15 protein-coding genes are annotated in these 13,410 nt (G+C 40.1%); 10 read left to right on the top strand and 5 right to left on the bottom strand.

Features of this window, described 5'->3' with window-relative positions:
* The first annotated feature begins 229 nt into the window (after positions 1-229).
* The 3 genes from APA_RS22460 to hepC all read left to right on the top strand — a co-directional run bounded on the left by APA_RS22460 (position 230) and on the right by hepC (position 5,483).
* Entirely contained in the window at positions 230-1,330 is a 1,101-nt protein-coding gene (locus APA_RS22460) for a glycosyltransferase (protein WP_201324457.1), read from the top strand.
* A 51-nt stretch (positions 1,331-1,381) separates the two neighbouring features.
* Positions 1,382-3,574 (top strand): polysaccharide biosynthesis tyrosine autokinase, encoded by a 2,193-nt coding sequence (locus APA_RS22455; protein WP_201324456.1) that lies wholly within the window; start codon positions 1,382-1,384, stop codon positions 3,572-3,574.
* A gap of 985 nt (positions 3,575-4,559) precedes the next feature.
* Entirely contained in the window at positions 4,560-5,483 is a 924-nt protein-coding gene (hepC, locus tag APA_RS22450; RefSeq protein WP_201324455.1) for a heterocyst development glycosyltransferase HepC, read from the top strand.
* A 164-nt stretch (positions 5,484-5,647) separates the two neighbouring features.
* On the opposite strand, the gene APA_RS22445 is transcribed toward hepC, so the two are convergent.
* Together APA_RS22445 and APA_RS22440 are read right to left on the bottom strand one after the other, a co-directional pair.
* On the bottom strand, positions 5,648-5,938 hold the full coding sequence (locus tag APA_RS22445; RefSeq protein ID WP_201324454.1) for a ferredoxin: 291 nt from the start codon (positions 5,936-5,938) through the stop codon (positions 5,648-5,650).
* Between the two features lie 155 nt (positions 5,939-6,093).
* On the bottom strand, positions 6,094-6,546 hold the full coding sequence (locus APA_RS22440; protein WP_201324453.1) for a universal stress protein: 453 nt from the start codon (positions 6,544-6,546) through the stop codon (positions 6,094-6,096).
* A gap of 271 nt (positions 6,547-6,817) precedes the next feature.
* On the opposite strand from APA_RS22440, the gene APA_RS22435 reads away from it, so the two are divergent.
* From APA_RS22435 to cruF, 4 genes are all read left to right on the top strand, one after another.
* On the top strand, positions 6,818-7,825 hold the full coding sequence (locus APA_RS22435) for a cysteine synthase A (RefSeq protein ID WP_201324452.1): 1,008 nt from the start codon (positions 6,818-6,820) through the stop codon (positions 7,823-7,825).
* Positions 7,826-7,829: 4 nt separating this feature from the next.
* Positions 7,830-8,240 (top strand): 8-oxo-dGTP diphosphatase MutT, encoded by a 411-nt coding sequence (mutT, locus tag APA_RS22430; protein WP_201324451.1) that lies wholly within the window; start codon positions 7,830-7,832, stop codon positions 8,238-8,240.
* 84 nt (positions 8,241-8,324) lie between these two features.
* Positions 8,325-8,837 carry a tetratricopeptide repeat protein gene (locus APA_RS22425; RefSeq protein ID WP_201324450.1) on the top strand — a complete coding sequence of 171 codons (513 nt, stop codon included), beginning with the start codon at positions 8,325-8,327 and terminating at the stop codon, positions 8,835-8,837.
* Positions 8,838-9,068: 231 nt separating this feature from the next.
* Positions 9,069-9,992, top strand: coding sequence for a gamma-carotene 1'-hydroxylase CruF (gene cruF, locus APA_RS22420; protein WP_201324449.1), 924 nt, complete (start codon positions 9,069-9,071; stop codon positions 9,990-9,992).
* A 47-nt stretch (positions 9,993-10,039) separates the two neighbouring features.
* Here cruF and APA_RS22415 read toward each other — a convergent pair whose 3' ends face one another.
* Positions 10,040-10,732 (bottom strand): PleD family two-component system response regulator, encoded by a 693-nt coding sequence (locus tag APA_RS22415; protein ID WP_201324448.1) that lies wholly within the window; start codon positions 10,730-10,732, stop codon positions 10,040-10,042.
* A gap of 334 nt (positions 10,733-11,066) precedes the next feature.
* Here APA_RS22415 and APA_RS22410 point away from each other — a divergent pair, with 334 nt between their 5' ends.
* From APA_RS22410 to APA_RS22400, 3 genes are read left to right on the top strand one after another with little or no spacing between them, the layout of a single operon-like run.
* Positions 11,067-11,291, top strand: coding sequence for a DNA-directed RNA polymerase subunit omega (locus APA_RS22410; protein ID WP_142655970.1), 225 nt, complete (start codon positions 11,067-11,069; stop codon positions 11,289-11,291).
* Between the two features lie 50 nt (positions 11,292-11,341).
* Positions 11,342-11,728 (top strand): DUF1818 family protein, encoded by a 387-nt coding sequence (locus APA_RS22405; protein ID WP_201324447.1) that lies wholly within the window; start codon positions 11,342-11,344, stop codon positions 11,726-11,728.
* 24 nt (positions 11,729-11,752) lie between these two features.
* Complete coding sequence (locus APA_RS22400; protein WP_201324446.1) at positions 11,753-12,340, top strand: Uma2 family endonuclease; 588 nt, start codon at positions 11,753-11,755, stop codon at positions 12,338-12,340.
* 188 nt (positions 12,341-12,528) lie between these two features.
* Here the strand turns inward: APA_RS22400 and APA_RS22395 are convergent, their stop codons facing one another.
* Together APA_RS22395 and APA_RS22390 are read right to left on the bottom strand one after the other, a co-directional pair.
* Positions 12,529-13,011, bottom strand: a complete 483-nt coding sequence (locus APA_RS22395) for a hypothetical protein (RefSeq protein WP_201324445.1) — start codon at positions 13,009-13,011, stop codon at positions 12,529-12,531.
* A gap of 40 nt (positions 13,012-13,051) precedes the next feature.
* Positions 13,052-13,360 carry a DUF1816 domain-containing protein gene (locus APA_RS22390; RefSeq protein WP_201324444.1) on the bottom strand — a complete coding sequence of 103 codons (309 nt, stop codon included), beginning with the start codon at positions 13,358-13,360 and terminating at the stop codon, positions 13,052-13,054.
* Positions 13,361-13,410: the final 50 nt, after the last annotated feature.

Here is a 13,410-nt window from a genome sequence, read left to right as displayed (position 1 = left end):
TTCTAAGACGTTTTATGCTTTGTTGGATTTTGTTATGAATATTGCTATCGACTCTAAATTATGAAACCAATTTTGGGATGTTCAGAGCATACTGCTCTGAACATCCCAAAATTGGTTTTGATGAAAGTCCGCACACGTGGACTTTCATCAAAACCAATTTTTTATAATGAGAATTGTGGGAATATTGCTTTTTGAAATTCGCAACCCTAGTCAGTCTAATTAAAATCAAATGAAAATTGCTTTAGTTCATGACTATCTTACGCAACGTGGTGGCGCTGAAAGGGTATTTGAACTTTTGTGCAAACATTTCCCAGATGCGGATCTGTATACTTCTGTTCATGATCGCCAAAATACCATTGACTTGGGAGATCGCCTAGTTCACACTACATTTTTACAAAAAATTCCTGCAACTCGTAAATACTTTCGTCTGTTTGCGCCATTTTATTACAGCGCATTTAATGCGCTTAACCTTCAGCAATATGATTTGATTCTTAGTAGTAGTGCCAGTTTTGCTAAAGGAGTCCAAAAACGTTCTGATGCGGTGCATATTTGCTTTTGCCACAACATTACCCGTTTCCTTTGGGACACTAACACTTACTTGAGAGAATATGGCGCATACAGCTTTTTAAAACCTCTAATTGAGATAGTATTTCAAAGAATGCGCCAACAAGACATCTTTTATGCGCAATCACCAGATTATTACATTGCTAATTCCACTACAGTTGCCAAACGGATTCAAGAAACCTATAAAAAAGATGCTGTAGTTGTAAATTATCCAATTGATGATTGTCGATTTTCTTTTTCAGATCAAAAAGATGATTACTGTCTGGTCTCCTCACGACATCTTAGTTACAAACGTCTTGATATAATTGTCGATGCATTTAATAGTCTAGATTTGCCTCTCCTTATCACAGGAGAAGGTCCTGAAACGAAACAATTGCAGGCAAGAGCACGTCCCAATATTCAGTTTCTTGGTCATGTTAGCGATCGCGATCGGTGCAAGCTCATGTCAAAGGCAAAATTTGTAATTGTTGCAGCTTTAGAAGATTATGGGCTTGTCCCCATTGAGGCTAATGCTAGCGGTACACCTGTAATTGCTTATGGTGCTGGTGGAGTCATGGACACACAAATATCAGAGTTAACGGGTATTTTGTTTGAACAACAAACTGCGGAATCATTAAAAAATGCAATAATCAAAGCACAAAAAGTAGATTGGGACTACGCCAAAATCCGAGAACATGCAATCTCTAACTTTTCCGAGTTAGTATTCTTCAGAAAGGTGGATCAGATCGTAGAGGAAATCTTTGCCAGCAGAGGAATCAAGAAATAACTTCATCAAACAGAAGGGTTTATATTACTGGAAATACAAGAAGTGAAATCTATGAATATCAATGCGGCTAACCAAACAGCCCCAGTTCTCGCTGAGCAAGATCCAGGTTATGGGAAAATTTTTGCAGTTCTTTCCCGTAGACGTTTTTGGCTTTTGGGTGGCTTAAGTGTAGGCTTGGTAATTGCTGTTTTAATCAATACTAGTTCTAAACCTAAATACACTAGTTCAATGCGCTTGCTAGTTGAATCAACTTACAAGAGTGGAGGAGCCTCATCCTTAAATCTTGACTCAAATGTCCAGATTGACTATGCAACACAACTACAGTTGCTGAAAAGTTCTGCATTATTTCAAAAAGCTGCTATTTTACTAAACGATAAATATCCTGGTATTACAGGGGCTGAACTTCAATCTTTAAAAATTGATATGCTGGGCGGGAAAGACTCTCCAAGCAAAATAGTTGAAGTCCAGTACACTGCCTTAGATCCTGTAAAAACGCGAGAAGTTTTACGAGCTTTTCAAAAAATATATACTGATTACAACCGAGAGCAGCAGCAAAATCGTTTACAGAAAGGTTTAGCAGGTATTGACGAGCAAGTTGATAATGTACGTCAAAGCATATCTGAAGTTTCTGAATCAATCGAAACATTTCGTCGCAGGAACAATCTGTTTGATGTGACGCAGCGCGTAACAGAAGTTACAACAGCCCTGAGTGGAATTGAGCAACAAAAACGCTCTGCCAAATTAGAATATGATCAAGCAGTCACTCGGCTAGAATCTCTACAACAAAAACTCAACCTATCTTCACAGGATGCAGTATTACTTACCCGTTTAAATCAGTCGCCACGCTATCAAGCACTCGTCCTAGAAATGCAAAGTATAGAAGTTGCTCTAAATCGAGAAAAAGCTAGATTTCAATCTGCTAGTCCTATTGTTGAAGCACTTGAGTTGCGTTTTAGTCAACAGCAGAATAGTCTCGAAGAAGAAAGAAGAAGTGTTTTAGGAGATGTCAATTTATCAAACTATTCTAAATGGAATGCTGATCAGCTAAGTAGTATTGATATAACTTTAGCGAATCAAATTGCGGAAACCCAAACTCAAATTACATTATCGCAATCCCGACTTGATTCTTTGGAATTTCAAGAACAAGATCTACAAGCTGAGATTAAGCGCTTACCTAAATTACTCGGTGAATATGAGACCTTAATTCCTAAATTGAAAGTTCAGCAAGACACATTGCAAACATTGCTCAAAAACCGTCAAGATTTAAGTCTAGAGATTTCTCGTGGTGGCTTTGATTGGCAGGTTGTTGAGGAAGCTAGTCTGGGTTCAACTGATGCCGCAGATTCACTCCGCCGAAACTTATTGCTTGGTGTGGTCGCAGGGTTATTTATTGGTGGTATGGCTGCTTTTGTTAGGGATATGCAAGACGATACGATGCATACTTATAATGATTTGGAGCAGCAAATTGCTTCTCTATCATTACTGGGTATGACTCCCCAATATTTGCAGGCTGAAGAATCAAGTTCTGGCTTTCTACCACAGTTTCTCAAAGGTCAATCTGTTTCACCACTTACTGTGGAGATTGTCCAATGGTTACCTTTTCGGGAGGGGTTAGATGTAATTTATAAGAATATTCAGCTCAATAGTTTTTCCCAAGAAATAAGTATCAGATCGCTAGTAATTACCTCAGCTCTTCCTGGTGAAGGTAAATCCACGATTGCTCTTGGGCTTGCCACTAGTGCAGCACGGTTACACAAACGAGTCCTGCTAATTGATGCAGACATGCGATCGCCATCTTTACATAAGAAACTTAATTTACCCAATGAAAGAGGTCTATCGACATTACTTTCTAGTAAAGGCACTGTGGATAGCCAAGATGTAATCCAATCATCTAACTCAGCTATTGATATTCTTACGGCTGGTCCAATTCCTAGCGATTCCGTCACTTTGCTTAGTTCCGAGTGGATGCAAAAGTTGATTTCCCAGTTTGAGCAGGATTATGACCTCGTAATTATTGACTCGCCTCCGATTCTTGGCACAGTTGATACAATTCAAATAGCTTCTTGCAGTGGTGGTGTGGTTTCAGTGGCTCGCATTGATTGTATTACTCGTGGTGAATTCTCTCAATCTATCTCTATTCTCCAAAAGCTGAATCTAATCGGAGTGATTGCTAATGCGGTTAAAGAGTTACCACATAGTTATAACCCAGTTGGTGTTGGTGATGAGGATCTTCTAAAAAGTTAAGGCTTAAAGCTCAAAAAAAACTAATCGAATCCTTACTCCCTTCCCAGTGAAGAATTAGTGGTGCGCAGCGAAGCCTCGCACCGCTAATTCTTCACTTTACAACGTCTATTCTTTCGGTGGGAAGGGAGTAGCTTTATATTTCAGGTTTGAGCGCAAATGGCTATATCGAACTCACGTTGGTAGTCCTAAAAAGGAAAGGATATCCAAAAGACTCTGCTAGCATGGAATTCATGGATTTACTATTGTATAAAAATATTTAAGATTCAGCACTATGTAGATGCTGCAAAGCTAATGAATTCGTCAAGGATTGGGTTATTCAGCCAGAATAATGCCTAAACAGCCTAGATACTTCGGGGCTTCAATTTTTCCTGTATTCGGTGAAACCTTTATCCTAAGAGCCTTACGCAGATCCTTTCCTTTTTAGGACTACCCTCACGTTACGTTAATACGACTATAAAAATAGCGTTGCCATTTTGAGAATATATAGCAACGCAAGAGATAGCTAGGACAAATCAAAACCCAAAAGATGAGTGGCGGCGCAAAGCACCGCCACTCATCTTTTGGGTTTTATGTCCTAAGCAAAACTTACATTGCTATAAAACTAAAAAAGGAGATTAGGTACAAAGATACCTAATCTCCTTTTTTAGTTTCTTATTTTAACTATATGTTTGAAGTTTTAGCAAAATACGGACAAAGAATATAACTTTTGTATAACTTTTAGTATGACCTTTTACTAACTTCTAGTAGTTGCTATGTACATGGAATTGATAGATAAGTATATATACGAAGAATCATAGTTACTAACATAAGGTCTGTTTATGCAACAAATATGTGATTACATTGCCAAATAGGATATCTAGTTCACTTTAATACATCTGATGATTTCCTAATTAATGAAACAGTTTTGATGTTTAGTTTTCTTAGTATTCCTGTCTTTGAATATGTTGATATTGTAGATACTTAGAGGCAATAAGAGAGGGAAGGAATGAGTAGTCTAATTGTAAGTCAAATGCAAGTAAATGAACTGGCTAATCACCCAAAAGAGATTTCTTATATATCTAATTCAATGCTCAACTTCAAGCAAATCAGAATCTCTATAGGTTCATTCTTTCCTACTCACTTGAGTCTGTTTAAATCTATTATGTTTAATGAAATCTCTGGTGAGTATAGGCAATCTACAGTTAAATTAATTAGAGTTGAGCCTAGAATCGGAGAAGCTAAACTTAAGAATTTAGCTGATGTATGCTGTAGATCTGAGAAAGCTGTATTTTTGAACTTGCCTCAGGCGAATGAACTACCGCAAAGGCATAAGCCGATCACTTGGATCGTAAAAAGGGCTTTGGATTGGTTAGCCGCTTTGTTAATCCTCTTAATTCTTAGTCCAGTTATGATTTCATTAGCTGTGATTATTGCTAGTAGCTCAAGTGGTTCAATATTTTTTCATCAATGGCGTATTGGTGAAAGTGGCAAATTATTTAGAATCATTAAATTTCGTACCATGATTACTGATGCTGACAAACTGCATCATCTGGTGATGTGTGGTCAAACTGGACTTCATAAGTGTGAAGACGATCCAAGGATTACTAATGTTGGTCGTTGGATGCGCAAGTATAGTCTTGATGAACTTCCTCAACTCTTTAATGTTTTGCGTGGTGAAATGAGTTTGGTTGGTCCACGTCCTTGGGCTTTGTATGATGCTTTGCGTATTAATGGCGATCGCAAAAGAAGACTGAATTCATTGCCAGGCGTAACAGGGGCTTGGCAAGTTAGCGCTCGTTCAACAATGCTTGATTTAGATGCAGTTACTGATTGCGACTTAGATTATCTTCGCAACTGGACTTTGTGGTCAGACTTGAAAATTTTGTTGATGACCGTTCCTAAGGTTTTATCTGGATTTGGAGCTTACTAAAGTTTTTGTGTTTTTTTAAGATTATTAATTAATCTATAGATATCAACTCCTTTTCAGAAATTTTGATTTCTGTCGCTAATGTTTTTAAGTTTGCCCATGTATTTATGTGGGCTTTTCTACCCTAAACAATAAGGGTTCGCCGCTTTGCGGCGAACCCTTATTGTTTAGTTAGGATGTAGCCGAGGATGCATCATTGAGGGGATCTCTACATTGCCGAGTAAATGCGTTTCAATAATTGCCAGAGCTTTTTTAGGTGTAACATGCCAATAATAGACATTATCTGGAAACACAACAACTATTGGCCCAGAGCCACATAGTCCGAGGCATCCACAAGCTTTTATACTTACATTTACAATTTTTTGCTGTTGTAATGTTGCCAAAACTTTAGCCGCACCATCTTTGGAACAGGTCAGATGCTGACAAACAAAAACTTGACGGATGGGAGAACTATTCAAGGTATCGATCGCAGTTTTTTGTATTCGGCTATGTACGGCAAATTGTAAACAAACAAACCAATAAATTTTTTGTACAAGCTACTTGAAGCGTTGCTTTTACAAAAAATATTGGTTGGGGTTTATAGTAACTTGCTATAAATATTACTTGTTAAATTTTAGCGCACGACTAAAACTGGTGAAGCACAATGGTGAACAACATAATCACTGACGCTACCCAGCATCAGCCGCTCGACTGAACCCAATCCTCGCGATCCCACTATTACTAAATCTGGGCTTTCCTCTTTTGCTACGTAGCAAATTACATCACGAGGTTGACCTGTTTCCAATCTGGTACGACCATCTATCTGTGCAGACTGACAAGTGTCTTGAGCTTTTTGTAGCAGAGTTTGACCTGCGCTCAAAATTTTGCGCTCTAGCTCTATGTCAGGAAGTCCGCGCCAGCCGACCCAATCACCAGTGGGCAGCATGACTTCAGGAATATAGCTACTGAGTGGTTCAACGACAGTCAGCAAGACAATTTCGGCTTTTAGAGGAGTAGCAAAGGTCAAGGCTTTCGCAAGAGCATTTTCGCTAGCCTGAGAGCCGTCAATAGCAACTAAGAATTTCATATTTTTACCGTAATATAGAACTTATATTTTCTGTAATGCATCTGTAATGCTTGGTAAGTAATGCATTCGTTGCACATATAGCGATCGCTAATTTAAATTTTCAAGATTTGGCTAATCTAGAGTGTTTATTTGCAATAAATGATGTGTAACTGCAATAAACCGAGAAAATTCAAATTTGCAAATATCTATATAACTAATTACAGACCCAAATATACTGAAGTTAATAAACAAGTTGTAAATCTTTGCTGTAGTTCATCTCTTGTAATATTCCATGACACGCGATATTCGTATTGGTTTTGCTAACTCTGTGGGTAATACCCCCCTAATTAAAATTGAGTCTCTTTCAGAAGCGACTGGCTGCACTATTTTAGGAAAAGCTGAATTTCTGAATCCAGGTGGTAGCGTTAAGGATCGGGCAGCTTTATTTATGGTGTTAGAGGCTGAAAAGGCGGGAACACTCAAAGCTGGTGGCACAATTGTGGAAGGTACGGCAGGTAATACTGGTATTGGACTCGCTCTTGTTGCTAATGCGCGTGGTTATCGCAGCGTGATTGTGATGCCGAGCAATCAATCGCAAGAAAAAATTGATTTGCTCAGGACTTTGGGCGCTGAGGTGGAACTAACTACACCTGCTCCTTTTTCTAGCGCTGACAATTACTATCACGTAGCTCGAAAACGTTCAGAAGAAATTGCCAATTCTTTTTGGGCAAATCAGTTTGAAAATTTGTCTAATTCTGACGCGCATTACCATACGACTGCCCCTGAAATTTGGAGTCAAACTGATGGCGATCTAGATGGGATCGTTATGTCCTCTGGGACTGGGGGCACGATCGGCGGTGTGACAGCTTATCTCAAAGAACAAAATTCGCAAATTGCTACCTATTTAATTGATCCGACTGGTTCAGGTTTGTATAGCTATATGACGACGGGTGAATTTAAGGCTGAGGGTAATTCAATTACAGAGGGCATTGGCATTAACCGAGCAACTGCAAATTTTAATCGCGCTAGATTAGATGGAGCTTTCCAAGGAACTGACCAGCAAGTAATTGAGATGTCACAATATTTGCTCAAGCATGATGGCTTGTTTATTGGCAGTTCGGCGGCGTTGAATGCAGTTGGTGCGGTCAAGTTGGCGCGTAAATTGGGTAAAGGTCACACGATCGCGACAATTCTCTGTGATGGTGGTGGTCGATATCAGAGCCGAATGTATAACCCAGAATGGTTAGCAGAAAAAGGTTTAACACCAGTGTCTAAAGGCTTGGACTTTATGGATGACTAATTTGATGACTGATTTAACAACTAAAAAGTATCGATGTATCGGTGTTGGTGTGGTCTGGGATCGCGATCGCCAACGTATTCTAATCGATCGCCGTTTACCTGAAGGTGAACTGGCGGGATATTGGGAGTTTCCTGGTGGCAAGCTTGAGGGACATGAAACTGCGGCGGAATGCATTAAGCGGGAGTTGCAAGAAGAACTGGCGATCGAAGTAGAAGTTGGCGATCATTTAATCACTGTCGATTTTGAATATGAAACATTGCGGGTCAGTCTGATTGTGCATCACTGTACTCATGTTTCGGGAGAACCACAGACGCTCGCCTGTTCAGAAATTTGCTGGGCTACGGTTGACGAATTAGATACCTATCAGTTACCAGCTGCAAATTATCAAATTGTCCAAGCTTTAAAAGAAAAATAAGTCATCCAATTTTTGTTAATGGTGGTGCTTTGAGGCACTATTAACAAAAATTGTTTTTTTACTAATGGAGATGAAAATTTACTGATGGAAGAAATCAGTGCTGAGCAACTAGCATCGCAACTATATCAAGAAGGGGTTAGTAACTTTGAGAGTGGCAACTATCAGCAGGCGATCGCACTGCTAGATCGGGCCCGCGCTTTAGCTGTTTTAGAAACTACTTTGGGCGGCGAAATTCTCATATGGCTGGCTAATGCCTACGATGCAGTTGGTAAGACGGAGGAGGCGATCTCCATATGTCGGGGTCTCAAAAAACACTCAGTTAATAGTGTGCGGAAATCAGCCCGCTATATGTTGGGAATTTTGACTGCGCCACAACTGAGCAAATTGGAGGGTGTTGTCTCTGAAGTGCCGATTTTACAGTCGCCTGATACTTATCAATCTAAACCAGTCGCTAGAACTAAAAGTTCAAGTGATGCAGAGAAAAAGCCATTTCGCGAGGTTTTCCTTGAGAAACCAAATACCAATAGCAATAATAATTTTTTATGGTTTGCGATCGCAATTTCTCTCTTGCTTTTAGCTATTTGGGTAGCAAAATAAAGCTAGAAAGTAGTGACGCTAAGCGCCATTACTTTCTAGCTTTAAGTGCTGTGAACATCAAACTCAAAAATGAATGGTATGCTAGCTTATACTTTTGTTAAGTTACTTAAAGCAAAATTAAAACTTACAGCGATTTGCGATCATAGAGAACCACAAAAATCTTGGTTCTGGTTTCAGCGCAAAGTGCTGTAAACAAATAAATTTCAACTATTTCTGGGAGTAAATGGCGTGATGAGGCGAGCGATCCCCGCACAATGGATTAATTTAGGAATGCACCTAGTTTCAATGGTGTTTGGTCTATTTGGCTTGATTTTTGTACTGCCAAATACCGAGTTTATTGAAAGCTTGTCCGAAACTGGTTTGCAGGTCTTTTCATGGGGAATGCAAAATGGCGGGGCATCCTACATGATTTTTGGCGCGATCGCCGCATTTCTTTACGGTAAGCAAACTATCGGGCTTAAGCGTACTCTTGCATTTTGCATTCCTGCGATCGGGTTGTCGGTAAGTAGCGAATTATTGGGAACTAGTACAGGGTTTCCTTTTGGTGCTTATGCCTATCTGAGCGGATTAGGTTACAAAATCGCTGACTTAGTTCCATTTACAATTCCCCTGTCATGGTTCTATATGGGGTTCTCTGCTTTTTTGGTATCTGCAACTTTGATGCGCTTCGGTACAGGTTGGGGCTATCGAATTGCCGCGATCGCCCTTGGAGCTTTGATGCTGACATCATGGGACTTTGTACTTGATCCTGCGATGAGTCAAACCCCATATCCTTTTTGGGAATGGCATCAAGCAGGAGAATTTTATGGAATGCCTTACCAAAACTTTTTTGGTTGGTTTGGAACTGGCTCATTATTTATGACAGTTGCCTCTCTAATTTGGGGTAAAGATAATCAACCAATCCTAAATCGTCAGCAAATTACTTTCCCTGCAATTATGTATGCTGGCAATTTCATGTTTGCATTGATCCTGAGTTTTAATGCAGGATTTTATGTTCCAGCTTTGCTAGGTATAGTTGTTGGCGCTTTGCCACTTGTTGTGCTTTATTTGACCACGCCTAATGGTGAAGATGACAATGCGATCGCTAACTCTGCCGCAAATATGCCAGTTGTAGCAGTAGATGCTTCTAAAGTTGAGACGATCGCAACTCGTTAAAATAATCGTCAAAACAAAAAATGGAGTCGCTTAGCGACTCCATTTTTTTATTTGCCTTGTAAGGATTTTAGCTCGCGCAGAATTACCATTAGACCTTTGTTTTGGTGGTCAATTTGTTCCGAAATTTTTTCCATGCGCTGAGTCAAAGAATTGATCGCATTGTCTTGATGATCAATTCGAGTATTTAACTCATTAAACCTCGCAACAACTTCTCGCTGAATCAAGTTCTCGATCCCCTGTACTAGCAAAGTCTCAGTCGCGGTCAGACGATTGATGATTGTTTGCAGCGTAGGCTCTTCAGTACGCGGCATCTGTCTAGCCGCAGCAGATGCAGCTGATCGAGCAGTTGCTGCCGAAATGGGTTGCGCAGGCTCAGGAGCCAAAAAGTTTTGAATGCGAGCAACTAATACATCCGCTTCAAATGGCTTTTCGAGGAAATCAAACTCAGTGAATGGTTCGGGTACATGCTCGGTGACCTGCTCTTTGAGTCCCGAAATCATGATTACAGGAACTTTTTGCAATCCTTCAACACGACGGATTGCCTGTAGGGTTTGATAGCCATTGTATTTGGGCATCACAAAATCGAGCAAAATTAGGTCAGGAAAGGCTCGGCGAGCAGCGTCTAAACCTGATTTGCCATCACTTGCTTCTAAGACATCATACTTGCCCGCCAAAATGCTTTTAACCATTTTGCGGATCATGATGCTGTCGTCAATTACCAGTACTTTCTTTGCAGTCATGGATTTGAAGAATCCGCCCCAAATAGCTATGCGAGACCATCATATTACATCACAAAACTTGATTGGTTGAAATATTTTCTGATCCACCAATTTTCACTGTAAGTCCCTGTGCATAATTAAAAAACCAGAGCCAAGAAACTGTACCGCCCGCGTAGCGGGCGGTACAGTTTCTTGGGTTTTATATCCTTAGCTACATAAAAACCAATTTTGGTGTTTTCAGCGCCGCAGGCGCTGAAAACACCAAAATTGGTTTCATACTTACGCCGAGTGAATAAATCAGTGCAAGATGAGCGCGATCGCGTTAGACTTAAAAGACTCATTTTCTTTCGGTTTTATGGCAAAACGATACACTATTGACTCATCACAAATTATTCGTCGTGTCGAAGAACTGATAAGCGCATCTTCTAACCGTTATCGCATTACCGTTCAAGTTGCGAACCGAGCCAAACTCAGACGCTATGAAGATGATGACTATGACGATCGCATGATGAAGCCGATTTTACGCGCCATTCTGGAAATGTCTGACGAAATTTCCCAGCCTGAAATTCTGAGCGACTGAAAGCCCTAGAATTTGGTGGCGCAAAGCGCCACCAAATTCTAATAATTAATATGCTAAATTTCGCATCTCAAGATACGTCTAAGCAGTTGTTAAGCGGTAAAGGTTGGCGGATTGGTCTGCGATCGGATGTAGATTTGTATAGGGGCTTGGTGGGGGCGGATAGTTGGGCGATCGAGCTAACTGAACGTGAGTTTAAAGATTTTTGTAAGCTAGCATCACAACTTGCTGAGACGATGCAGATTATGGCAGCCGAGCTATCGGACGGCGAGAAGATTTGTTGTACGTTGGAAACTGAAGATATCAGTCTTGAAGTTAATGGGTTTCCCCATGCTTTTACTTTGCATTTACAATTATTGACTGAGCGAAGTTTTGAAGGCTTTTGGGATGCGGCGGCTGTACCTTTTTTAATCGAAGCGATCGCAAATCTCGTTGGATAATCACCACAGCTAGGAGTTGAAGAAATGACCAGTGTCGTTATTGAAAAAACTACGCCTGAATCAGAAGTAAAGCAAAAACTGACATTAGAGCAATTTTTGCAATTGCCCGACCTTGATGGAAGTTATGAACTATTTGAAGGAGATTGCATAAAAAAAATGTCACCAAAGTTTTTTCATTCTTCTTTAACAACTGTGTTTTGGGTCGAGCTTTCGGCATGGTGTGATGGACGTGGGCGAGTGAGGGTCGAGTGGTCGGTAGTTCTCAAACGACGAGGACAAGATTGGGTTCCTGTACCTGACTTGCTGTATGTTTCTCACGATCGCCTTGCTGTAGATTGGCTTGAGGATTCCCCTTGTCCTGTATTGCCTGAGTTAGTGATTGAGATTGTATCGCCCGATCAGACTTTTAACCAGTTAGCACAAAAAGCGATGGACTATTTGAATGCAGGAGTTGATCGAGTGTGGGTAGTTTATCCACCAATGCGGAGTCTGACGGTGTTTTTTGTCGATCGTCCGCCTGAAACTTATCGCAGCGATCGGCTATTAACGGATGAGTTATTTCCTGATTTGGCAGTGACATCAGAGCAGTTTTTTGTGAAGGCAGGAATTTAGAACCAAGCCAATCAATAAAAAAAGATGTTGCAAAGCAACATCTTTTTTTATTGATTGTATAGCAATGCAAGAGATAGATAGGGCAAATCAAAACCCAAAAGATGAGTGGCGGTGCGAAGCACCGCCACTCATCTTTTGGGTTTTATGTCCTAAGCAAAACTTACATTGCTATAGTTTGGATAATCAATTTATGCTGAAGTTACAAAATAGTCTTTTATTTCTTGCAAATAAGGATCTTTTTGGAGTAGTCGCGAAGGGTTTGTGAATAAATGAATTTTGCTCCAAGAGTCGCTATAGTCGGTATCAGCGATTAGGCAGCCTAATAACTCATTGGAGATTGAATGCCACTGTGGATTAGTGGCGATGATCGCTTGTTTCCATTGAAATGTGACCTCGCTGTACTCTGTGCAAATTTGTCTGCTGACATAATTAGGGTCATGCTCAATCCAAGTTAGACGATTAGGATTAAGCTGAAAATCCTGAATAATCTGCGTGGCGAGTTTTTCAATCTGGGCGGGAATAAACCAACCAATTTCACAGTTTTGAGGTGAGACGATCACGATTTGCTGTCCAAACTGTTGATAGATAATGCGTAGATGACATTGCAGTTGCCAAATTGCCGAATCTTGACCAGTAACATGGCACTGATAAGAGATATTGATATTTTTCATGCTGAAATCCTTCTAAAGAACAAGAGTTAAAATGATTGACCTAAGCTGCAATATCAAACAACAGAGCTTGATTTAAATCGGAATGTGGCAATTTTTTCGATAAAAGAAAGTGCGATCGCAGCGCATCTCTTGTCAAAGTTATATGACTGGGTTGACAAAATCGAATATCAACCCAAAGGATTGTGGCGCTCTCTAAAAGAAGATCTTCGATGAATCCTGATTTTAATTGATTGACTTCTTGATGACTTGTAAATGCGCCAAAGTAATATAGGCACAGAGGCTGTGCGGTCAATATTTCAATCCACCAACCTAATTCATAGACTGAGCTACTCATTTGGGGTTGATCCATGATTTTGGTAATTTTTAATGGGGAAAATAGTCAGGTTAAGTTATCTCGAA

Source organism: Pseudanabaena sp. lw0831, from assembly GCF_016584665.1.
Lineage (GTDB): Bacteria > Cyanobacteriota > Cyanobacteriia > Pseudanabaenales > Pseudanabaenaceae > Pseudanabaena.
The sequence above is the reverse complement of the archived record's forward strand: the minus strand, read 5'-3'. Positions and strand labels throughout refer to the sequence as shown.

What these genes read in the sequence shown, in the direction of transcription:
- APA_RS22390 (WP_201324444.1), bottom strand. Translation starts at nt 13,360, where the DNA reads ATGGATCAACCCCAAATGAGTAGCTCAGTCTATGAATTAGGTTGGTGG.
- APA_RS22400 (WP_201324446.1), top strand. Translation starts at nt 11,753, where the DNA reads ATGACCAGTGTCGTTATTGAAAAAACTACGCCTGAATCAGAAGTAAAG.
- mutT (WP_201324451.1), top strand. Translation starts at nt 7,830, where the DNA reads ATGACTGATTTAACAACTAAAAAGTATCGATGTATCGGTGTTGGTGTG.
- APA_RS22460 (WP_201324457.1), top strand. Translation starts at nt 230, where the DNA reads ATGAAAATTGCTTTAGTTCATGACTATCTTACGCAACGTGGTGGCGCT.
- APA_RS22415 (WP_201324448.1), bottom strand. Translation starts at nt 10,732, where the DNA reads ATGACTGCAAAGAAAGTACTGGTAATTGACGACAGCATCATGATCCGC.
- cruF (WP_201324449.1), top strand. Translation starts at nt 9,069, where the DNA reads ATGAGGCGAGCGATCCCCGCACAATGGATTAATTTAGGAATGCACCTA.
- APA_RS22435 (WP_201324452.1), top strand. Translation starts at nt 6,818, where the DNA reads ATGACACGCGATATTCGTATTGGTTTTGCTAACTCTGTGGGTAATACC.
- APA_RS22405 (WP_201324447.1), top strand. Translation starts at nt 11,342, where the DNA reads ATGCTAAATTTCGCATCTCAAGATACGTCTAAGCAGTTGTTAAGCGGT.
- APA_RS22440 (WP_201324453.1), bottom strand. Translation starts at nt 6,546, where the DNA reads ATGAAATTCTTAGTTGCTATTGACGGCTCTCAGGCTAGCGAAAATGCT.
- APA_RS22455 (WP_201324456.1), top strand. Translation starts at nt 1,382, where the DNA reads ATGAATATCAATGCGGCTAACCAAACAGCCCCAGTTCTCGCTGAGCAA.
- APA_RS22410 (WP_142655970.1), top strand. Translation starts at nt 11,067, where the DNA reads ATGGCAAAACGATACACTATTGACTCATCACAAATTATTCGTCGTGTC.
- hepC (WP_201324455.1), top strand. Translation starts at nt 4,560, where the DNA reads ATGAGTAGTCTAATTGTAAGTCAAATGCAAGTAAATGAACTGGCTAAT.
- APA_RS22425 (WP_201324450.1), top strand. Translation starts at nt 8,325, where the DNA reads ATGGAAGAAATCAGTGCTGAGCAACTAGCATCGCAACTATATCAAGAA.
- APA_RS22395 (WP_201324445.1), bottom strand. Translation starts at nt 13,011, where the DNA reads ATGAAAAATATCAATATCTCTTATCAGTGCCATGTTACTGGTCAAGAT.